Annotated in this window: 17 protein-coding genes; 9 read left to right on the top strand and 8 right to left on the bottom strand. The window is 36.1% G+C overall.

The window, feature by feature from the left end; genetic code table 11:
• Nucleotides 1-83: 83 nt before the first annotated feature.
• The 6 genes from WAE64_RS17985 to WAE64_RS17960 form a co-directional block, all read right to left on the bottom strand.
• Nucleotides 84-1,301, bottom strand: a complete 1,218-nt coding sequence (locus tag WAE64_RS17985) for a phage integrase SAM-like domain-containing protein (protein ID WP_340238959.1) — start codon at nucleotides 1,299-1,301, stop codon at nucleotides 84-86.
• A 499-nt stretch (nucleotides 1,302-1,800) separates the two neighbouring features.
• Nucleotides 1,801-2,877 (bottom strand): 3-coathanger stack domain-containing protein, encoded by a 1,077-nt coding sequence (locus WAE64_RS17980; RefSeq protein ID WP_340238958.1) that lies wholly within the window; start codon nucleotides 2,875-2,877, stop codon nucleotides 1,801-1,803.
• Nucleotides 2,878-2,879: 2 nt separating this feature from the next.
• Nucleotides 2,880-5,465, bottom strand: a complete 2,586-nt coding sequence (locus tag WAE64_RS17975; protein WP_340238957.1) for a hypothetical protein — start codon at nucleotides 5,463-5,465, stop codon at nucleotides 2,880-2,882.
• Nucleotides 5,466-5,543: 78 nt separating this feature from the next.
• Entirely contained in the window at nucleotides 5,544-5,921 is a 378-nt protein-coding gene (locus tag WAE64_RS17970) for a LytR/AlgR family response regulator transcription factor (RefSeq protein WP_340238956.1), read from the bottom strand.
• Between the two features lie 175 nt (nucleotides 5,922-6,096).
• Entirely contained in the window at nucleotides 6,097-7,641 is a 1,545-nt protein-coding gene (locus WAE64_RS17965) for a PI-PLC domain-containing protein (protein ID WP_340238955.1), read from the bottom strand.
• Between the two features lie 247 nt (nucleotides 7,642-7,888).
• The gene (locus WAE64_RS17960; RefSeq protein ID WP_340238954.1) at nucleotides 7,889-10,669 is read right to left on the bottom strand and encodes an ATP-binding protein; all 2,781 of its coding nucleotides are present in this window, start codon (nucleotides 10,667-10,669) and stop codon (nucleotides 7,889-7,891) included.
• 246 nt (nucleotides 10,670-10,915) lie between these two features.
• Here WAE64_RS17960 and WAE64_RS17955 point away from each other — a divergent pair, with 246 nt between their 5' ends.
• Entirely contained in the window at nucleotides 10,916-11,047 is a 132-nt protein-coding gene (locus tag WAE64_RS17955; RefSeq protein ID WP_340238952.1) for a hypothetical protein, read from the top strand.
• Nucleotides 11,048-11,088: 41 nt separating this feature from the next.
• Here WAE64_RS17955 and WAE64_RS17950 read toward each other — a convergent pair whose 3' ends face one another.
• Nucleotides 11,089-12,915, bottom strand: a complete 1,827-nt coding sequence (locus tag WAE64_RS17950) for an asparagine synthetase B family protein (protein WP_340238950.1) — start codon at nucleotides 12,913-12,915, stop codon at nucleotides 11,089-11,091.
• 84 nt (nucleotides 12,916-12,999) lie between these two features.
• Here WAE64_RS17950 and WAE64_RS17945 point away from each other — a divergent pair, with 84 nt between their 5' ends.
• The 5 genes from WAE64_RS17945 (at nucleotide 13,000) to WAE64_RS17925 (ending at nucleotide 16,431) form a co-directional block, all read left to right on the top strand.
• Nucleotides 13,000-13,941, top strand: a complete 942-nt coding sequence (locus tag WAE64_RS17945) for a hypothetical protein (RefSeq protein WP_340238948.1) — start codon at nucleotides 13,000-13,002, stop codon at nucleotides 13,939-13,941.
• A gap of 43 nt (nucleotides 13,942-13,984) precedes the next feature.
• On the top strand, nucleotides 13,985-14,824 hold the full coding sequence (locus WAE64_RS17940; RefSeq protein WP_340238946.1) for a sulfotransferase domain-containing protein: 840 nt from the start codon (nucleotides 13,985-13,987) through the stop codon (nucleotides 14,822-14,824).
• Nucleotides 14,825-14,837: 13 nt separating this feature from the next.
• Nucleotides 14,838-15,098, top strand: coding sequence for a PqqD family protein (locus WAE64_RS17935; RefSeq protein ID WP_340238943.1), 261 nt, complete (start codon nucleotides 14,838-14,840; stop codon nucleotides 15,096-15,098).
• A complete protein-coding gene (locus WAE64_RS17930) occupies nucleotides 15,095-15,526 on the top strand; it encodes a lasso peptide biosynthesis B2 protein (RefSeq protein WP_340238941.1) in 432 nt (143 codons plus the stop codon). The genes WAE64_RS17935 and WAE64_RS17930 overlap by 4 nt, the downstream gene beginning before the upstream one ends.
• Nucleotides 15,527-15,687: 161 nt before the next feature.
• Entirely contained in the window at nucleotides 15,688-16,431 is a 744-nt protein-coding gene (locus tag WAE64_RS17925; protein WP_340238939.1) for a class I SAM-dependent methyltransferase, read from the top strand.
• On the opposite strand, the gene cysC is transcribed toward WAE64_RS17925, so the two are convergent.
• A complete protein-coding gene (cysC, locus tag WAE64_RS17920) occupies nucleotides 16,409-16,930 on the bottom strand; it encodes an adenylyl-sulfate kinase (RefSeq protein ID WP_340238937.1) in 522 nt (173 codons plus the stop codon). The genes WAE64_RS17925 and cysC overlap by 23 nt on opposite strands.
• A 637-nt stretch (nucleotides 16,931-17,567) precedes the next feature.
• Here cysC and WAE64_RS17915 point away from each other — a divergent pair.
• The 3 genes from WAE64_RS17915 to WAE64_RS17905 all read left to right on the top strand — a co-directional run bounded on the left by WAE64_RS17915 (nucleotide 17,568) and on the right by WAE64_RS17905 (nucleotide 20,711).
• Nucleotides 17,568-18,437, top strand: a complete 870-nt coding sequence (locus WAE64_RS17915) for a sugar phosphate isomerase/epimerase family protein (protein ID WP_340238936.1) — start codon at nucleotides 17,568-17,570, stop codon at nucleotides 18,435-18,437.
• 236 nt (nucleotides 18,438-18,673) lie between these two features.
• Entirely contained in the window at nucleotides 18,674-19,366 is a 693-nt protein-coding gene (locus WAE64_RS17910; protein ID WP_340238935.1) for a response regulator transcription factor, read from the top strand.
• Nucleotides 19,356-20,711 (top strand): HAMP domain-containing sensor histidine kinase, encoded by a 1,356-nt coding sequence (locus tag WAE64_RS17905; RefSeq protein ID WP_340238934.1) that lies wholly within the window; start codon nucleotides 19,356-19,358, stop codon nucleotides 20,709-20,711. Before WAE64_RS17910 ends, WAE64_RS17905 begins: the two co-directional genes overlap by 11 nt.
• Nucleotides 20,712-20,907: the final 196 nt, after the last annotated feature.

Here is a 20,907-nt window from a genome sequence, read left to right as displayed (position 1 = left end):
CTCATTTGTCCATACTTTATATAAATCTGGCTATTTGGCTTTGTTAATATCTTGAATAAATATTTCTGTTTACAGCTAGACGTTTACTCTCCAATGACAGCCTCTAAGGCATCGTCTGCCGTTTTATTTATAAAGTTTGCCTGATAGCCGATAGTTGTTGTAATATTGGAATGACGGTAAAGCTTTTGGAGCATTTGGACAGGTATTTTTTCTCCTGATATATTGCCAAAAGTATGACGTGAAATATGGAGAGTGAGAGGTTTAGAAAGCTCTGCCATCTTAGCAATTTCACCAAGAGCCTTATTCAGCCTTTTAACGGCATAAGATATTTTACGTTGGACATTATAAGTATCATCTAAACTGTCTAAGACTTTCAGTTCAGGGAATATCAGGTCATTTTTTCGTTCTTCTTGGCGATACTGGTCAATAATCTTCAAAGCCTTATCAGGTACTTTGAGAGACCCTGCTTTGAGGTTTTTACCCATAGCATAAAACAATCGGTCATTTTGAAGGTCAGACCATTTCATCCTTAGAACATCTGAAATACGAACCCCTGCGAAGTAGAATGAAAAAAGCCAAATATTCCGAGCATGGTTAAGATAACTATTGGTTGGCAGTTCCAATGCCTCAATAGTTTTAACTTCCTCTGGTATTAGACCCATCTTTACAGAGTCTGGGAATTTAATAGCGATCTTGCCTTTCCCGAATGGATAGTTCTTGTTATCAATGAGGCCGCTTTTGATGGCCTGGTTATAAATAGTACGAATAATCAGGAGGTGATTGACAATTGTCCTTTCTGATATGTTTCTTGTGGATTTCAGGTAGGCCTGGAAGCGTTTTAAAAGCAAGACGTTTATGTCGGCAAATGCAATATCTTGGTTACCTAGAAACTCTTTAAAATGATTAATTCGTGTCTGGTCAGTTTTGATACGATTGTACTTTCCAGCCTTTTGCATGTTATCGATAAAAATAGCCGCTTGTGCAAAGAAAGAGGTTTCCTGTTTGGATGGCGAAACCTCTTTCCGCACAGCCCCTAAGGTTACTCTTTCCTTATTTCCTTGTAAGGAGATTAAACTATCACTTGCTTCAGCTTTCTTTTGAAGAATCAAATTATTTAGACGAACAGAATTAGGATGAGATTTTCTTACTTTTTGATTGGCAACATCCCAATCTGCTTCTTTTAAGTTATTGCCCAGATGAAAGAATGTGGTTTTTCGATCTAATGTAATGCGAATTGCTAGGGGGTAAGTGCCATCGCTGATTTTCTTCTTGCGGAGAACAATTTTTACGGATGATGCCATAGGAAATTATTATCTTATTGGATGCTTCATTACAAAGATAATAAAAATAGGTACAACATAGGTACAACAAATGATGTTTTTTTGTGAATTTTATTGACTCTAATTTTTTATAAATATCTTATAATAAGTGAATTATAATTCATTATGCACCAATAGGAACCATTTAAGGTAGGATTCATAACCCTAAGGTCGGCAGTTCGATCCTGCTCCCCGCTACTCAATAATAAAAGCCTTGATTATCAAGGCTTTTCGCATTTTGATACAACATAACTGATACTTGATATAAAAATGCTCGCTGCTCACTCTCTATAAAGAGTGCGAAACCAATCTCCATAGGAACGATTTAACAAAACGCGGTTACTTTGATTTCTAGGTTTAGGCGAATTAAAAATAAACGCCAAAGAATTAGATTTCAAACATAGCCATTTACATCTAGTGTATTAAAACTAGAAGCAAGGATAAAAAATATCAATATACCAAAGTCCTTAAACTGGGTAAATCAATTATCACATCCTTTTATTTCTGCCATAAATACTGCACCAGGTTTTACTTCAAAGCCTGAGTTTAGTATGATAGCATTTCCTGCCTGATATTTTACCTGCGAGTTTTGTAATTTGTTTTGAGCAATAATGGTGTTACTCACTTTCTGAGTTTTGGTTCCTGACGTAATATCATCAGCAGAGCTATTCAGATACTTTACACTAGGGGTGAGGTCTATCATCGACATGGCGGGATTTCCGGCATAGGTCTGGTTAGATGATACCACCCTGATTAGATACTTGTTACTCTCCGGCGCATTGGCTGGTATGGTGCATACTACTGTTCCGGCTGTGGTACTGGTGCCTATCACTGTCGGGAATTCAAAACTGCCACTTGGTTGAGATAATTGTACCATAAACTGATTATCAGGGTTAAATGTGCCAGTAGTTGAAAAACTAACACTAACCGTACTACCAGCACATAAACTGGCACTTGAAAGTGTAGGCATAGAAATGGTAGCCAGATTGCCCACCACTCGGAAAGTGGTTACAACAGGGCCATAGGTCTGTTGCCCTCCTTTGTTGTCTTCTGAGTAACCCGTTACGGTAAGGGTATAATTACCTGGTAGAAAGTTGCGGCCATTCACATTATTTTCGAAATTATCAAATAAAGCGTTTGGTGTTACATTCTGCACTATATTCCAGTTTAACTCTGGCCCCTGGATATTCATTTCGAAACTTTCGATAGTTAAGTTATCGCAGATATCTGTTACCAGAATACTCACCTGCTCAGGTATCTGGTCTATTACCATATTATTGGTGAGCGGAAACAGTCCCTTGAAAGGGTTACCTGCTTTTACATACCGGTAATCAACCAGACTCACACAGATATTCATATTCTGCTGGAAACCTTGCGATAGCGCCAATACAGGTGTACTAAGCGGAGCAATGAAAGTTTCGCCTAATGTCCATGAAACCTGTACATTACTTGTCGCTGAATAGCTACCCGCAGATGATATTACCTGCGGGCCTGCATTTTGGGCGAAGCTCAATGAGCTAAGAAATAAATTGACAATTAATAGAGTTTTCTTTTTCATTACTAGTTTAGAGGGGTAGCGCAGAGATAAGCTTGACGTAATACTGTTGGGTTTCCATTAGTAGTACTTGCCTGTGCCCATTGTAAGGTAAATGTACCAGTAGTAGTGGTTTCCAAATAAACATCTATTGGGATAGATGAGGTAGCTAAGTTAACTGGACTACCTATACTTGTATACGAAACTGAAGCGGTGTTAATATTAGAATCTGTTGTAGTTGCAGTTATATTATTAATTTTAAAGTCGGTAAGAGTGCCTGTGTAAGTAAATTTATATTTAAACCCATCATTATTTGCAATTGCTAGGTCATTTTTCCCTACTCGGAGTAATCCATATATATGATAAACTTTATTAGCCTCTAAATTAAAGAATAAGACGTCATCGTCCTGAAAGGTAGTACTCGAGGTTACGATTTCTGAAATGATTTTTCTAACAAAGATTGTTTTCTCCTGTTTGGGCTTCCATTCTAATGTAGCACTAGTAGAACCCGGACTCGGAGAGGCAGAGATGCTTAATACATCGCCTGCATTGCCAACGGTAGCGGGTAGGGTGTAGGTATTATCATTAGCCAAAGTGGCAGGTGCTTTTAATGCCACATGATTGGCACCACTAGAAGAGGCTTCTTTGAGCCTGATTTCATTAGCACTATTATTATCGTTTGTTATTATGAGTGGCTCATTCTGTACTGAAATACCGCCTGTCCAGCTATTGTTCTGGTCAAGATTAATTCCTAATGGAGAGCCAGACGTGCCATCGCCGGTAAGTGTATTATTTCTTGAAATACTGGTGACTTCTCCTGTAGCTCCAGTAGCACCTGTAGCTCCTGTGCTTCCAGTATCACCTTTTGCACCAGTAGTTCCTGCTAGTCCCTGTGGTCCAGTAGCTCCGGTTAATCCTTGAGCACCAGTAGCCCCAGTATCACCTTTTGCACCAGTAGTTCCTGCTAGTCCCTGTGGTCCAGTAGCTCCGGTTAATCCTTGAGCACCAGTAGCCCCAGTATCACCTTTTGCACCAGTAGTTCCTGCTAGTCCCTGTGGTCCAGTAGCTCCGGTTAATCCTTGAGCACCAGTAGCCCCAGTATCACCTTTTGCACCAGTAGTTCCTGCTAGTCCCTGTGGTCCAGTAGCACCAGTTGACCCTTGTGTACCAGTAGCCCCAGTGTCACCTTTTGCGCCTGTAACTCCTGCTAGTCCTTGTGCGCCAGTAGCCCCTGTTGGTCCTTGTGGCCCAGTAGCGCCAGTATCACCTTTTGCGCCAGTAGTTCCTGCTAGTCCCTGTGGTCCAGTTGCCCCTGCCAGCCCTTGTGGCCCAGTAGCTCCAGTATCACCTTTTGCACCAGTAGTTCCTGCTATTCCCTGTGGTCCAGTTGCTCCTGTTGACCCTTGAGCACCAGTAGCTCCAGTATCACCTTTTGCACCTGTAACCCCTGCTAGTCCCTGTGGTCCAGTTGTCCCTGCCAGCCCTTGTGGCCCAGTAGCTCCAGTATCACCTTTTGCACCAGTAGTTCCTGCTATTCCCTGTGGTCCAGTTGCTCCTGTTGACCCTTGAGCACCAGTAGCTCCAGTATCACCTTTTGCACCTGTAACCCCTGCTAGTCCCTGTGGTCCAGTTGTCCCTGCCAGCCCTTGTGGCCCAGTAGCTCCAGTATCACCTTTTGCACCAGTAGTTCCTGCTATTCCCTGTGGTCCAGTAGCTCCAGTATCACCTTTTGCACCAGTAGTTCCTGCTATTCCCTGTGGTCCAGTTGCTCCTGTTGACCCTTGAGCACCAGTAGCTCCAGTATCACCTTTTGCACCTGTAATCCCTGCTAGTCCCTGTGGTCCAGTTGTCCCTGCCAGCCCTTGTGGCCCAGTAGCGCCAGTATCACCTTTTGCACCTGTAACCCCTGCTAGTCCCTGTGGGCCAGTTGCGCCAGTATCACCTTTTGCGCCAGTATTTCCTGCTATTCCCTGTGGGCCAGTAGCCCCAGTTGGCCCTTGTGGTCCGGTTGCACCTGTTGACCCTTGTGCACCAGTATTTCCTGCTATTCCCTGTGGGCCAGTAGCCCCTGTTGGCCCTTGTGCACCAGTAGTTCCTGCTATTCCCTGTGGCCCAGTTGCGCCAATTAATCCTTGTGGTCCCGTAGCTCCAGTGGCTCCTGTCAGTCCTTGCGGACCCGTAGCTCCAGTCGGTCCGGGTGTCCCCGGTGTGCCACTGGTTTCTGCATACAAAGCATAAGGCACACTCATCATTTGGGTTGTGCCAAGGTTTGTATAATTAATCCCCCCATCTGGATCAAGTTCTATCTGTAAAAATTTACTGCCAACACGCCAGTTAATAGTGGCAAAGGTGTTAGTCTGTGGTGTTCCTGCACCCAATGTGAGTGTAAATAATCCAAGTGCATTGGTAGTAGTAGTATGGCGCTCTACATAAGCAATTGTGCCATTGGCTGTTCCGGTAAAGACAGTAAATCTAACCGAGATTGCCTGGTTTACAAGGGCATTACCACTTGCATTTCTGGCAATTGCCTGATATGGAATTCCGGAAGGCGCCTGCGAGAATACCTTTATGCTAATGCATATAAGTATAAAGGTCTGGTAGAATTGTTTCATTGAGAAATAATAATATTGATAATTGAATTTTACTTTTTAGGATGCTTAATCTGCTGAATTGGTTGATAATTAATTATCTTACTGATTACCAACATGACAGATATTAGTATCGGATGGATTATAAGATTGATTTTCAGGAACCCTAAAGTAATTTTTAAACTTTTTGCTTCTTCTTCTTGCTAGCGTGATTACTTCATCATTCTGCATCATGATTTGGGAATAATTATTGTCAACAACCTTGAGGTATGCTAGGTTGATAAGAGTCGAGCGATTGGGTCTGAAAAAAGATAAATGAGTAAGTCTTTTAGCTATTTCACCCAGTGTTGTTGCAACAATTAGCGAAGAACCGTTCAGAAGAATTATATTTGTATAATTGCTTTCTGATTTGAGCATTACAATTTGTTGATGCGGTAATTGTTTCCGACCACCAACGTGGATTATATCATAGTCTTTCATGTCAGTTATATAGGTTGTTTTTGAGTCTTTTAAAATAAAAATGTCAACCGAGGGAAGAGTTGTTTTAATAGCTTAATAGAAAGCTCATTCAATCAATTCATTCGTAAAGAATTGATTAACATATTAGGCAGTCTAGATTAAACTTTACAATATTTCCATTAGTATTTATCTCAGATTAATTATCCATTCGTTTTTGGGTAATCCAGCAAGATTGTTGAGCCAGAGCATTTTCAGAAAAATCATTCAAAAACACAATTAGCTGGTCTTTTTCAAAGTTTTTATGAACGTTTTCATGAATCCACGGATAGGTCTTTGTATCAAAATTTGCTTTTGTAGACATTAAAGGAGAAGTTAATTTGCTGAAGGTTGCACTACTATCTACAATATCGGATATGATTCCGTTGGCTGTGCCCTGTAATTGTAAAACTGTATAATCAGATTCTTTCTGCCCGTTTTTGTTCATGCTGTTCAGCGCATCAATAATTACATCAGCGTTAGTTGTTTTGTAAGTATTATTGTAAGAATCGTACTTTTGGGCATCAGTAGATTCGCCAATTTGATTTAAGAAAATTAATCTTTTATGGTTTTTTATAAGGTCATTGTAGGAAGTATTCAAATCAGCTTTAGAGCCTATACTTATTGTAATCTTGAGCTCAGAGATAACATTATTTATATAATCATCCAGAAATTGGGGTGTTGGTTTCATGGTTTCAAGTATAAAACCCTGAAAATTGAGATTCATCACAATAATCTCTTTTTTGTTTTTATCCAACCAATTCAACGCTTCATTCAGAATCTGATCGAAACTCATGCCCGGTACTAAAGCATGCTGGTGATATAGATTATTAATTCCAGTTGCTTGGGATACTTTTGTAGGTAGAACAAATGAATCAGCATAGCTGCAAAAGCCTGGTCTGATATCAAAGAACCGAGTACCTAAATCAAGCTGCATACTAATATCATCTTTTTGGGTCATGGCCAGATTGACTATGATGTTTTCACCGCCCGTAGCAACTAATTTTTGGAATAGTTTAATATAATCTTTAATGTTTTGCTTAGCATCGTCATCCAATTTTACTCCATGATTAGTTAAAAAATCCTCGGATGACTTCGATAAGAAGGTAGTATATTCTTTGTTTTTCATTAATTTCATTGCCTCTGAATTATTATACATACCAGCATCATGTGAGCCGGCTAGGGCAAAATTACTGAATTTGCAAAGGCCGTATTTTGCATTAAAAGCAACTAAATCACCCATCCAATTCGACATGCATGGGGTTACATATACATAAGACTGATCATAATTTGTTAGAGCGGAGAAGTCGCCCGAAGAGGCATCATAAAATCCATAAGAAATAGCATAGTTATTATCTTTATTGACTATCGAATTTTCTTGAAGTGTCGGTTCAATATTGCTTGATCCTACATTCCCAGTACCAGGATTAATGTCAATATATTTGCCCGCAATTTTATTGTCTTCATCATCATTATCTTTGTCATAGACCTTCCATTCGAGCCTTCCGCTTTTATTCCATAGAGAAATATCAATTTTGCTGATTTCTATATGGTTAGTCTGCATCAAAACGTCATCCTGATAATGAAAAATTTTATCCGAATGGCTAAATCCTAAATCGCTAGGAGCTTTGTATTTTACGCAGTAATTTTCTTTTGCAAGAAACACATAATAGTCTACGCCTTTGCTTGGGTTTAAAATGCTCATGACTTCTAAAGTTTAGCTAATAAATTTATTGAACTTATTATTTCGAAATTTGTAAAGTAACCTAAATGGAGATCGAGGTTTTCTAAGCAAATGTCGCTTTTAGAAGGCTATTTTCTTTAACAAAAAAAAGACTTTCTCTTGCACTTTTTGGTTAATAAAAAAGCCTCAGAGTTGAGGCTTTAGTAGTTTTGAGTAGTATGTTTAACACAAAATGGACTTTTTTTTGTCTTTTTTGTTAAAAACTCAATTATTTGCTAAAATCTGAAGGGGCTTGCCCGAACTCCTCCTGAAAGGCTCGGGTGAAGTATGACAGGTTTTCGAACCCTACCTGATAAGCAATATTTGAAACTGTATCAGCACGTATTTGAAGCAGATTAGCGGCTTTTTGCAGGCGATATTTGCGCACAAATTGTGCAGTTGTCAGATTAGTTATTGCTTTTATTTTACGACGTAATACTACAGGCGTCATGCTCATTTCCTGTGCAAAATATTCTATATCAAATTCATTATCAGAAATATTTTTTTCAATAATCTCTTTTGCTTTATTGATGAATCTCTCATCAATTGATGCTATTTTTATTTCGGTTGGTTTTAAATCTACTATTTGTTTTTCGAATTTTTGCCTTAATACTGCCCTTTGCGTAACCAGATTTTTTACTCTGGCTTGTAACTCTTCTTTATTGAAAGGTTTACTGATGTAGTCGTCGGCACCTGATTCAAATCCTTCAATCCTGTTACTTACATCGGCTTTGGCAGTAAGCATTATAATAGGAATGTGGCTAGTTTTTTCTTCATTTTTTAATAACTTACACAATTCCAGACCATCCATTCGAGGCATCATCAGGTCGCTCACTATTATGTCCGGAATAAAAGCTAAAGCTTTTTCGATACCCTCTTGCCCATCAACGGCTTCGATAATCTGATAATCGTTTTCGAATACACTTTTGATGTATTGCCGTAGGTCTTCATTGTCTTCTATAATCAGCAGAATGTTTTCTTCCTCGCTTTGCAGGGTTTGTTCCTGATTGAAAGATAGCGGAGCAGTTTTTAGATAAGATAAGTCGGGCAGAGATGGCTCGTGGCGCTCAGCAGCAAGCACAATCCGGTTTTGCCAGGTAATTTTGTCAATAGGTAAGTTTACAAAGAAAGTAGTGCCTTTGCCTTCTGTACTTTCGACACGAATCTTGCCCTGATGTAGATCAACCATTTCTTTTACCAATGCCAGACCAATGCCAGTACCTTCGTACCCACGCTGGTCGGTGGCATCTGCCTGAAAGAACCTGTCAAAAATATGTTTGACTTTGCGTGGAGCAATACCAATACCTGTATCACTTACCATGATTTCTACTTCCTTAAAATCATCGGTATATTGCACTGATAAGGTTATTTTACCAGTATTTTGTGTAAATTTAAAAGCATTGGATAATAGATTCGTGAGGATTTTCTCAAGTTTATCTGCATCATAATAAGCAATGGCTTCTTTCCGGTTCTGGATGATTTCAAATCTTATACCTCTGCTTTCTGCCAGAGAGCTAAACGAACTTGCCATTGCCTGGATAAATCTGGCTAAATCATTCTGTTGAATATTGACTGCAATTTGGCCAGAATCAAGTTTACTCAAATCTAGTAACTGATTGATAAGTATATACAAGCGCTGGGCATTACGTTTCATCGAATCCAGCAGGGTTTCGTTCGGATACTTTTTGCTTAAATCGTCAATAGGATTTAAAATTAATGTGAGTGGTGTTCTGAACTCATGAGATATATTTGTAAAAAACTGGGTTTTGGCTGTATCTAATTCCTGTAGTTTTTCGGCTTCAATTTTTTCTTTATATAGCGCTTTTTCAGTACTTACTCTTTCATTTTCAGCACTTTCTATGATTTTTCCGAGTACAAGTGATAAGGCTACTATTTCTAAGAAATTGGTAGCGTAAATCATCGGATATATCCAGTCGTAGTTGATATATCCTAAAGCTCTGAGATTAAGAAAAATGAATGGCACTAAAGTAATAAAACACGGAATCAATAAGTAGGTATTCATCGAAATCCGCTTAATCAAAGCATAGAGGCACATACAACTCAGAAACGCCTCGGTAAATAAAAACAGGTAATTATTGAATATAAGTAGATACATTTTAGGGACAAAGGCGTATGCCAGTATTTGTAATACACTACAAGCAATTATAAAGAAAAACACCCAGCGGATTTTTGGAAAGTTTTTCCTGACATTCAGTAGTGAAAAAATAAAAAGTGTGTAAGTGGCAGGCATTAGCTCATAAAAAGTAGCATTTAAAAAGCCGGCAACTGGAGGATTACTGCTAAAAATACTACCTACAACCCCAAACGATCCCATGACAGAAATTGTTACAATTACCGTATGAAAAGCATACCACCTAAAGGAGGTATTTCTGATGTAAAATGCTAAAATAATATTATAAAGTACCCGAAGAATCTGGAAACCAATAACGAGCCAAACCATAGCTAAAGTGCCGGGCATCATATCGATATATGATTGATGTGTCATTAATGTGAGTTGTGCATTAATAGATTCGCTTGACTGCAGACGAACGTAAAAAGTCAGTGTCTGCCCAGGAGGTAAATACTTCGCTTCAAAAATAGGGAAAAGCCCCTTATATACTTTTTCGTCAGGTGAAGCCAAAAGCCCTCCTTTCAGGATTTTATAAGAGCCATTTGCTTGTGGTACATAAATATCTACCTTATCGCTAAGGCCATCGCTCCATAAGAAATACCAGTTATTTCGATTTAGTTTACTTTGATTGTTAATCTGAAACTTAAACCAAAATACATCGGCTGAAAATGAAAAATGGAAAGCGCTATTATTATTAGGTTGAAAATTCTGCTGAATTACCTTTTCGAAGGGGATATTCCTGTTCTTATCTTGAAAAACACTTGCGTATTCAGAAACATTTACCTGTGTTAACCTATCGTGAAGTATGATAGGTTGTTGGGCAAATACTTGTAAAAAGGGTAAACAAGAAAGTATTAATGTCGAAAAAATAAATTTCATTAGTTACAATTGTGTTTATTATAAACTGTGCCAGTTGATGCATTAAAAGCGGTGTCCGATTGTGTAGTCAAAAAATCTTTAGTTCTCAGTCAGGTTACTACAATTTAAACATCCTTTTATAATTATATTATTGGTTCAAATGAGATTTTTCTGTAAGACCTTAAAATAATTAATAATAGATGAGGGATTTTATTCATCTATCATTAAATTTACGTGAAATTTTGCTAACAACTTAAAAAAATAATCATGGAAAACCAATTACCAACTGAACAAGTGACTACAGAAAAAAAGCTATGGATTTCACCTGAAATGCAGGAGATGCCTATTAACGGAGGACCTGCTTATCTTGTTACTGAAAATGCCTCGTATCAGTCTTAATTTCTATTTAGGGCATACCGAACAGGTATGCCCTTTATCAATTATTCTACATTTTTATTAATAAGATAGTCGAGTGAGTATCTTTTCATATTTCGGATTAAATTAATTAACCCTTTATTATCGAATTTTTTTTTGGTGTCAATCAAACCTAAACTGTCTGCAAAACGATATTTTTTTAGCATATTCAGGCTAGTATGATGCCAATATTCAAAAAAAGCAAGGGTAAAGGCGCCATTCCGTTTAACTTGAATACGAACTTGCTCAGGTAAAATAGGATAACACATATTTCTAAAAATAGCTCTGTCATAATCTTGTGGAGCAAACATCTGTGTCGGGATACTGATTAGCATAGCAAGTAATCTAATATCAGCTAAAGGGTACACTGTCTCTACACCATATTGAGCAGCATACAACCCCTCAGATTCAGTACGATGGCTGGTGTGAGGGCGGCAAACCTGATTTTTTAAAAATTCTTTAAAGGTTGGGTAAAACTTAAAGGCTTCTTTATCTCTTATTAGTTCTTTATTAAATGGCGATTGAGGATTAAGTATACTTCTTTGAATAAGAGATTTCTGGTAACCTCTCATGTAAGTGCCTGAATACTTTGCATAATAGTAAGAGGCTATTTTTTTCAATCCAGATAATTTTTGTGTAATAATTAATTGTGCAACTTCTTTCCATTGTTTGTTCCCGATATAATCGTAGAAATACAAATAGCCATTGTTAGATACGCATTCATCGCCAGGGAATCCACTCATAATATATCCTACATCATTATTGCCGGCTTTTTTAAACATTGTGTCTTGCCAAATAGCATCAGAATTAGCATATCCACCCATAATTAAGTTACTCGTCTCAAATTCTTCGAAAACATCTTTATGGTGAAATTCTTTAATTTGGTGGTGGTTCTCTTGTAACAAATCAGCATATTTGAGAATAATATTTTGTGTTTCTTGTTCATCAATTCCTTTTTCAGAATAAGGCCTGGTTTTATCAGTTAAAACAAACGCATAGGTATGTAATCTGCTTTTATCAATGTTTCGAGAAAGTAACACCGCAACAGCTGATGAATCTAAGCCTCCGCTAAGTTGACAACCGATATTTTTGTTAGTTCGTGTACGACAAATTACTGCCTGGGTAAACAGTCTCCGTAATTCTTCATAGATTTCTTCTTCTGTTTTAAATGCAGAAATATCAATAGCTTTTAATTCCCAATATCTTTGCTCTTGAATAAGGCCAACATGAGGGTTGAATTTAACAAAGTGAGCAGGTTTTAACCGCTTTATATGCAGAAAAAAAGTATCTTCATAAGTTGGCGAGAAATTTTTAAGCTCACGAGCTATATACAGTTCATCTAATGCAAGATTTACAGATTTGACACCTTTAATGGCATGAGTGTAGGTTGAAAAGAGAAAAAAGTTTTCGTCTTTGTAATAGAACAATGGTTTGATGCCTAAATGGTCTTTTGCTATAAAAAGCATTTGCTCGTGTTTATCCCAAACCACAAACGAAAAATCGCCAATGATGTATTCTACACATTTTTCCTGAAAGTGAGTATAAGCCGCTAATAAATACTCGTGGTCAGAAGCACTCAGCGGATTTTCTATACTGATTTTGCTGGCCAGTTCTTCACGGTTATCAATTCGGCAAGTAGCTGCCAAAACATACCTTTCGTTTTGACAAATATTGGTTGTATTAACAGACTCTGGTGTATTAAAAATAAATGTATTACATATAAATATTTCTTTTGTTTGATACATTCCAATGGCATCTCCCTGAAAAAAACTCATGGAACGGGTCATCTGAGAGCCAACTTGTGATACATTTATTTGTGGGTTTAAGGCAATACAACCAAAAAACTGCGACATAAATTTAATGTACTTTTAATAGGGGGGGTAAATAACTTTTAAGTTTCTTCAAAAGTACTTAATTTTACAAAAAAACACCTAACTATGTTTAAATACCTATCTTACGGTATTCCGGTAATTTCAACACTAGAGTTGGCAGCATTTGTAAGCACAACAGAAACTTTTGATGAACAACAAATTCTATACGTTTCTGAAGGAAATGTTCCTGATCATTTAGAAAATCAGCCACTCGAAACAAAACCATTTTCGATTTTTAATGAGAATGAATTCATATATGCCGTTCCTGAAGTAGCCCGTTATTATATAAGAGATGGGAAAGAGGTAATCATTGAGCGTACAAACGGAAGTTGGAATGAGGTTTTGTTGTTTTTTTATGCAAATTGTATGGCAGCGGCTTTGTTTCAACGCAATCTAATTCCGTTTCATGTCTCGGGCGTATTTGTTGATAAAAGTAAGGTTCTCCTTTTTGCAGCACCATCACGAAATGGTAAATCTACTACATCAGTAATGCTCCAGCAAAGAGGCTACTCTCCATTTACAGATGATACTGCAGTTTTGTTTGTTGAAAATGGAAAATGCTACGCACAGGCATCTTATCCGATGATTCGACTTTGGCAAAATACGATTGAAAAACAAAAAGTTTTACCTGAAGCAGAGAAGTTTGAACTATGCTATAACTTAGAATTAGATAAATACGGTTTTATGTTTCATCAGCAGTTTGTGAGCGATAGAGTGGAAGTTGTTGGAATTGTTTTTTTAGATGCCGATGGAAGCGAGATGAAGACTGAGAAAGTAAAACCGTCGTTAGCTATTCAGCAATTAGGAAACAATGTCTATCGAAGACAATGGTTACATGGAATGAAAAAACAACTTGTTCAATTTAAACAGCTTACAGGTATTGTTAGTGCCATTCCTTTATGGAAAGCCTATAGACCCAAGGGGCAAGCAACTTTTGAGAGTTTTGCTGAAATGATTGAAGACCAAATTATTGATTCAATCAACCAAAGGAAACTAGTGATTAAATAATTTTATGGAGAAAGTAACTACACCTTTGTTTAGCAAAGAACCAATGAAAAAACAAATTGTTTGGTTGGCATCTTATCCAAAATCAGGAAATACATGGTTTCGTTCGTTTCTAACAGCACTTTTAAACGAAAAAGAGGTTGATTTAAACAAAATGGCAACCGATAGTTCATTTTCAGATAAAAATTATGTTGAAAGTATCTTAGACCTTAACTCAGATTATCTGAATCCTGTGCAAATTGAACAATTTAAGCGTATAGCCTTCAATCACTTATCTGCTTCAAGTTCAAAGCAACTTTATATAAAAATACATGATGCTTTTACTTTCTCTCCAACTGACAACGCGCCTCTTATTCCAGAAAAACCAACAAAATTGGCTATTTATATTATTAGAAATCCATTAGATGTGGCGTTGTCTTTGGCAAATCATTTTGGTGAACGAGTTGAAAAATCGATTAAAAAATACATTATTAATCCTAAGGGGGGCATGGCCACTATTCAAAATTCAACTAATAACCAATTTTTTCAACCCTTCGGTACATGGTCAATGCACGTAGAAAGCTGGCTTACTGCACCTACATTTCCGGTGCATTTTATGCGTTATGAAGACATGAAAGAGAAACCTTATGAGACTTTTAAGGCTGCTATACAGGCAATTGGTTTAGAGTTTAACGACAAACAATTAGCATTTGCGATTGAAGAAACAAAATTTGAGAAATTACAAAAAAAAGAATTAGAGCATGGTTTTAAGGAAAAATTGCTTCCTTCTTCCAATTTCTTTTTTAAAGGGCAAGTAGGGCGATGGAAAGAAGAATTAAGCAACGAGCAAATTGAAAAAATAAGAGAAATTAACAAACCAATGATGCAAAAATTTGGCTATTGGTAAACCAGCATATATAATGAAATATCAATTAAACTCTGAAAAAATACTTTTTACCCAATTGGGCGATGAAGGTGTAGTGTATGATACCGAAAAGAATGAGTATGTATCGCTCAACGAAACGTTTTTTAAAATATTGAAAGGGGTGGAAGTTGGCTTAGAAGTTGACCAGATTGTGCATAATTTATGCAATGAATATGCAATCTCGGAAAAGGACTGTAAGCGTGAAGTAGAAAATGCGCTTTTGAAGTTAGAAGAAAAAAAATATGTTTTGAAATGAAAACATGGCAGAAAGTAAGAAGTTTTATGAAACTCAGCGTTCGTCAGAAACTACTAATTTTCTTTGTTGGATTCTTATCATTTTACAGCTTCTTATTATTTAAGTTTTTTAAGCAGAGGGCTACGTTTGGGCGTATCAGTTCAGGAAACCAAGGTATTTTGAATTTAGATATGAATTTAGTTAATGATATACGCTTTGCGATTAGGATTGTTGAAAAATATACAGTTTGGAAAAATGTTTGCAGGCATCAAGCCTATCAGGCTATGATACTCTGCAAATACTATCAGATTCCCTATCAGATTTTTATAGGTTTTAAGAAAGGTGGTGATGGTAAAATCGAAGGTCATGCATGGACACTCGTAGGAAACCAAATTATTACGGGGTTTTGTAAGCCTGAAGAATATGTGATTCAAGCAATTTACAGTTAAACCAATGATTTTAAAAAATTAACTCCTTATTGAGCCTATTAAAATTGTATTATTTAGGTATGTTTAAATATCTGCAAAAGTTTATCTAGTTCGCAACAATAAATAAAAAGCTTAAACAGGTTTATAGTTAGAATGTATTTGAAACTACCAAAACTATCAGAATGAAATTGATTAATACTTTAAAACAGAAACGCTGGGAAGTTGGTAAATTCCAGCTATTTTACAAAGTATTATGGTCTCTTTATAATATTTACCGTTTTGTTGCAATACCTTCTTATCGTTCTCGATTATTATATTCAGTTTGGTTTAAGAAGCATTATCATCAATTTTCAAACTTTACCAAAAAAGACCGGTATCCTGATTTATTTCAGATAGCTAAGAAAGAATTTGAAAATATTGAACATCCCAGAATATTATCATTCGGGTGTTCAACAGGTGAGGAAGTAATTACGCTTTCTGAATATATTCCTCATGCAACTATCATCGGAGTCGACATAAATAATTGGTGTTTAAAAGAAGCTAATCGAAAATATGCTTCTGAAAATCGAAAATTCTTACATAGTCATTCTCCAAAATTTTTATCTTCACAAGATTTCGATGCTATTTTTTGCCTGGCAGTTTTTCAGCATCCTGAAAATAGACATAATAAAAACCTTAAAGAATCGGCCTATCCATTTGAGCAGTTTGAACGTCAATTAAAGCAACTCGACGATAAGTTAAAGCCTAAAGGTTTACTTTTTATTGACCATTGTGACTTTAATTTCTTAGAAACCAGCTTAATGCCCAATTATCAAATAGCAATTTTTGACAAAAATCAAAAAATCAGACAAAGGCCTATCTTTAATAAAAAGAATCAAAAGATTGCGGAATATCAAAATTTATTCAGAGTTTATCAGAAAAAATAAATGCCTTTATTTGGTCAACACATTCTCTAATACTTCTGTCAAACGTTTTCACAATTAAATTTGGCGATGCAGGTATTTCAAAAGGAGAATCAATGCCCGTGAAATTAGTAATCTTATTTTGTAATACTTTTTTGTAAAGTCCCTTTGGATCTCTCTTTTGGCATAATTCTAATGACGTATCAATAAATATTTCTGTATAGGCCATATTTAAAATGTTACGATTTTCTGTTCTCATTATTTCAAGCGGAGTTATCATGGCAACAACTACCCAATAACCCTCATTTAGAAAAAGCTTTGCTACTTCTGCTGTTCTTCTAACATTTTCGAGGCGGTCTTCAGTCGAAAACCCCAGATTATTATTGAGGCCTTTTCGTAATAAGTCTCCATCAAGTAAAATGCACTTCTTATTTTGAGAATTTAATTCAGCTATTAATTGCTCTCCAAGCGTAGTTTTTCCAGCACCTGATAATCCCAATAGCCAGAGACATTTAGTTTGCATATCAATTATTTTAAGTTTAATCTAATTTAGAGTTCTGAGAGCCTGTTTAAAAACAGAAGATAAAAAAGAATAATAGTATCTAAGTGTTTGAGTTAAATTTTTATTTTCTTTATTAGAGTTTATACCGAATAAGAGTTTATGAGCTACCAGTTTAAAAGTTATCTATTAAAACCTTATTCGATATAAATACTATTGTTAATTGAATGAAAGCAATTTAAAAAAACTCTTACTATTTTCGATTAACGTCTCAAATTTTATAAAAACGGCCGCCAACACACAGTTTGCCAAGCAGGTAATTTATCTGGTAAATCTCATTACCACTCAGTATGGCCTAGGACTGCAGAAGCAGTGGTGCTTTTTTCTTCACGAATCAAATGTATAATAACTTCGGCTCTAACTTTTTTATTCAAATAATTAAAAACACTTTTTTAAATTAAAGCAGCAATGAAATACTTCTGTTGAATGTATATGGTTTGAAGCTATGTACCTTAACTACTTCTTTGCAAATAAAACTATTCGGAGAAAAAACTATATTTTCTTTATTGTCTTTTTTTTAGATATTACCAATAGTTTTCTATTTTTGCTTTTGAAATGAAACTAACTTTCAAAATTAACTACTACAAAAATTCTTAATCAAATGAAAAACATTCGTTCTTTTAGGCTTTTGAGCTTATTTATCTTGATGTTAATAAGCTTGACAGGCTTTTCTCAAAAGAAGTCAGGGGGTATGACATTATATACTGTGCGTAATGAAATGGGTAAAGACCCAAAGGCAACACTAAAGCAAGTGGCAGACTTGGGGTTTAAATACATAGAAGCAGTAGATTACCAAGATGGCAAATTTTATGGAATGGCCCCAGATGAATTCAAATCTTATCTTAAAACTTTGGGTCTTACACCTATTTCTGTTCATATGGGGTCTATGACTACCGAAAATGCAGATAAACTAATTGCCGATGTAAAAGCTGCAGGTTTTAAATATTTTATCGCTCCTGTTCCGCCAATGGGGATGTTTAAATTTGACCCTAAAACCAGAAGTATATCAATGGATGATGATGTTGAAAAACTTGCCAATATCCTTGACACAATTGCCCGCAAAGCACATGCAGCCGGATTGGAGTTTCTTTACCATAACCACCATTTTGAGTTTGAAGCTAACAAAAATGGCATTGTACCAATCGATTATTTACTTGAGCATTTAGACCCTAAGTATGTGAATTTTCAGATGGATTTATACTGGGTAACTAAAGCAGGAGTTGACCCGGTAGCTTATTTCAAAAAATATCCTGGCCGTTTTAAAATCTGGCACGTAAAAGACATGGATTCTCAAGAAAGATTTGCGCCAGTTGGGCAAGGGAAAATCGACTTCAAAAGAATCTTGGATAACAAAAAACTTTCTGGTATGAAATATTATATAGTAGAGCAAGACCAAACTTTTGATGGTATGAAACCATTTGAGGCGCTTAAATTAAGCAAAGAAGGATTAAAGAAGTTTGGATTTAATTAATCAGAACACAATTTTCAGAGAAATGAAATTATGATTCTGAAAAACAAAAGCAACGGTAGTAAATGCTACTGTTGCTTTTGTTTTTATGCTTTATTTTTTAGAAGTTTAAAACTATAGTTCAACATATTGCGTTCTAAAAATTCTGGAGTATTGCTGATTTTCTTGCAAGAATACGTTAAGAAGCTTATGTTTGAATGTAGTTTTGCTCTATGTCTTAAAAATTAAGTAAACTAATCATGGCCAACATCCTATTAATTGAAGACGATAAAAGAGTAGCTTCGTTTATTCATAAAGGTCTCACCGAAAAATCTTATTTAGTAAAGATTGTTGATAATGGCTTTGAGGGTGTTGAAGAGGCTATGTCATATCCTTACGACGTCATCATTCTTGATATTATGCTTCCTGATATTTATGGCTTTGAGGTTTGTAAAATTCTAAGAAAAAGAAAAAATCTTTCGCCGATTATTATTTTAAGCTCGCTTGATAGCCCCGAAGAAAAAGTAGAAGGCTTAAAAGCCGGAGCCGATGATTATTTAAGTAAGCCTTTCCTGTTTGAAGAACTATTGGCACGTATACAGGCTCAGTTAAGGCGGGTTGAGTTTAACAAAGGCATGGTTGATATTCAGAAATATGCTGGGGTTGTGATAAATGCCGATGAACAAAGTGCTACAAGAGACGGAAAACCTTTGAACCTTTCACCTCTGGAGTATAAGTTACTTTTATATTTTATGCGAAACAGAGAACGGGCTTTATCAAGAATCCAGATTGTACAAGCCGTATGGGATTTGAATTTTGATACCAATACTAATGTTGTAGACGTTTATATTAATTTTCTTAGAAAAAAACTTGATAAAGATTTTAGTCAACCGCTTATTCATACCATAAAAGGTACAGGCTATATGTTTAAGATGAAAAGCAATGAGTCTTAGGAAAAAACTTACATATCGGTCCACACTTTTGTTTTTTGGTACTATGGCATTTATTGTGCTTGGTACCTACCTGCTTTTTAAGTATTTTACCGAAGAGGCTTACCGAGCCAAACTTCTGGGCATTGCCAATTTATCGGCGAGTTTTTACTTAGAAAAAGATGAGGTTAATGATGTAACTCATGAAAAGACTGAACGGAAATTCAAAAGGATTTCAAATGAACTAATTCAGATATACCGGGCTGATACAAAAACTATCTACATCAATAATTCTTTACACCTCGAAAATCTTAACTATATTCTATCGCAAACTATAAAAGATGGGGTATATGCCTTTAAAAAAGATAATAGGCAACTGTTAGCCTTATTTTATAAAGATAACCAGGGAGACTTTGTTATTTTAGTTTCAGGGGAAGACCTGCAAGGGCAAAAGCAAATTATTCTATTAATACAGATGCTGGTTTTGTTTGGTGTTTTGGGTACTGTAATGCACTTTTTTCTTACCAAGATTTTGGCTCAACAAACATTTAAACCTTTCAATGACCTTATCAGGCAAGTAAATTCAATAAAGGGTGATGATTTTGATAAACGATTGGAATACCCAGATGAAGACGACGAAATAAATCAATTAATAAATGAGTTTAATTACTTGCTTCGAAGAATTGAATCGAGTTTTATGATTCAGAAGAATTTTCTGAGAAATGCCTCGCATGAAATAAAAACACCTTTAGCCATAATTATAGGAGACATTGAAGTGGCTTTAAGTAAAGATAGGAGCACCGAAGAGTATAAAAGTTTATTGCAAGCTTTACGAATGAGTAGCCTGCATCTGAAATCAGTACTTGAAGGGCTCATAACCTTATCGAACCTTGAAACAACAAGTAACAAGCTCATTCAGAACGTACGCATTGATGAAATAATATGGAGTATACTCGACAAGAAAAAAATTGAGTATCCTGACAGAAAGGTAATAATCAATTTTAAAACAGGGGTTGATATACAAGAAGATTTGCTCGAAATTAAAGGTAACCGTGACCTCCTGTTTGTGGCTATCAATAATATTATTGATAATGCACTCAAGTTTTCAGACGATAAACCTGTGGAGCTAACAATTGATACTTTGTCAGATAACCTGAAAATAAGTATAACCGACTATGGAAAAGGCATAGAAAAAGAAGAAATCGAAAAGATTTTTGATTTGTTCTATAGAAGCAAAAAAACGAGCCATATTCCTGGGCATGGCATTGGCCTTTACTTAACCAAACAAATCCTCAACCGCCATAATATCGAAATCCAGATTTCTTCTACCAAGCCTGGTGGCACAACCATGCATTTAATCTTTCCTTAAGATTGATTAATCATTTTTAATTTTAGACTAACAAACAGACTAGAATCTCTATGTCCATTTTCTTCTTTTTTCATCATTCGAAGAGTTATTTTATCTCATAATCAGAGGTTTAGCGGAATAGTTTTTAGCGTAAAACGTCTCATTCGTTGCGAAAAGGGCCTTAATCGAATTTTAATCTACGGTCAAGGAGCCTTTA

Origin of the sequence: Emticicia soli (genome assembly GCF_037860775.1) — a bacterium.
Taxonomy (GTDB): domain Bacteria; phylum Bacteroidota; class Bacteroidia; order Cytophagales; family Spirosomataceae; genus Emticicia; species Emticicia soli.
This window is presented reverse-complemented; position numbering and strand designations above follow the sequence as displayed.

What these genes read in the sequence shown, in the direction of transcription:
- WAE64_RS17985 (WP_340238959.1), bottom strand. Translation starts at nt 1,301, where the DNA reads ATGGCATCATCCGTAAAAATTGTTCTCCGCAAGAAGAAAATCAGCGAT.
- WAE64_RS17980 (WP_340238958.1), bottom strand. Translation starts at nt 2,877, where the DNA reads ATGAAAAAGAAAACTCTATTAATTGTCAATTTATTTCTTAGCTCATTG.
- WAE64_RS17975 (WP_340238957.1), bottom strand. Translation starts at nt 5,465, where the DNA reads ATGAAACAATTCTACCAGACCTTTATACTTATATGCATTAGCATAAAG.
- WAE64_RS17970 (WP_340238956.1), bottom strand. Translation starts at nt 5,921, where the DNA reads ATGAAAGACTATGATATAATCCACGTTGGTGGTCGGAAACAATTACCG.
- WAE64_RS17965 (WP_340238955.1), bottom strand. Translation starts at nt 7,641, where the DNA reads ATGAGCATTTTAAACCCAAGCAAAGGCGTAGACTATTATGTGTTTCTT.
- WAE64_RS17960 (WP_340238954.1), bottom strand. Translation starts at nt 10,669, where the DNA reads ATGAAATTTATTTTTTCGACATTAATACTTTCTTGTTTACCCTTTTTA.
- WAE64_RS17955 (WP_340238952.1), top strand. Translation starts at nt 10,916, where the DNA reads ATGGAAAACCAATTACCAACTGAACAAGTGACTACAGAAAAAAAGCTA.
- WAE64_RS17950 (WP_340238950.1), bottom strand. Translation starts at nt 12,915, where the DNA reads ATGTCGCAGTTTTTTGGTTGTATTGCCTTAAACCCACAAATAAATGTA.
- WAE64_RS17945 (WP_340238948.1), top strand. Translation starts at nt 13,000, where the DNA reads ATGTTTAAATACCTATCTTACGGTATTCCGGTAATTTCAACACTAGAG.
- WAE64_RS17940 (WP_340238946.1), top strand. Translation starts at nt 13,985, where the DNA reads ATGAAAAAACAAATTGTTTGGTTGGCATCTTATCCAAAATCAGGAAAT.
- WAE64_RS17935 (WP_340238943.1), top strand. Translation starts at nt 14,838, where the DNA reads ATGAAATATCAATTAAACTCTGAAAAAATACTTTTTACCCAATTGGGC.
- WAE64_RS17930 (WP_340238941.1), top strand. Translation starts at nt 15,095, where the DNA reads ATGAAAACATGGCAGAAAGTAAGAAGTTTTATGAAACTCAGCGTTCGT.
- WAE64_RS17925 (WP_340238939.1), top strand. Translation starts at nt 15,688, where the DNA reads ATGAAATTGATTAATACTTTAAAACAGAAACGCTGGGAAGTTGGTAAA.
- cysC (WP_340238937.1), bottom strand. Translation starts at nt 16,930, where the DNA reads ATGCAAACTAAATGTCTCTGGCTATTGGGATTATCAGGTGCTGGAAAA.
- WAE64_RS17915 (WP_340238936.1), top strand. Translation starts at nt 17,568, where the DNA reads ATGAAAAACATTCGTTCTTTTAGGCTTTTGAGCTTATTTATCTTGATG.
- WAE64_RS17910 (WP_340238935.1), top strand. Translation starts at nt 18,674, where the DNA reads ATGGCCAACATCCTATTAATTGAAGACGATAAAAGAGTAGCTTCGTTT.
- WAE64_RS17905 (WP_340238934.1), top strand. Translation starts at nt 19,356, where the DNA reads ATGAGTCTTAGGAAAAAACTTACATATCGGTCCACACTTTTGTTTTTT.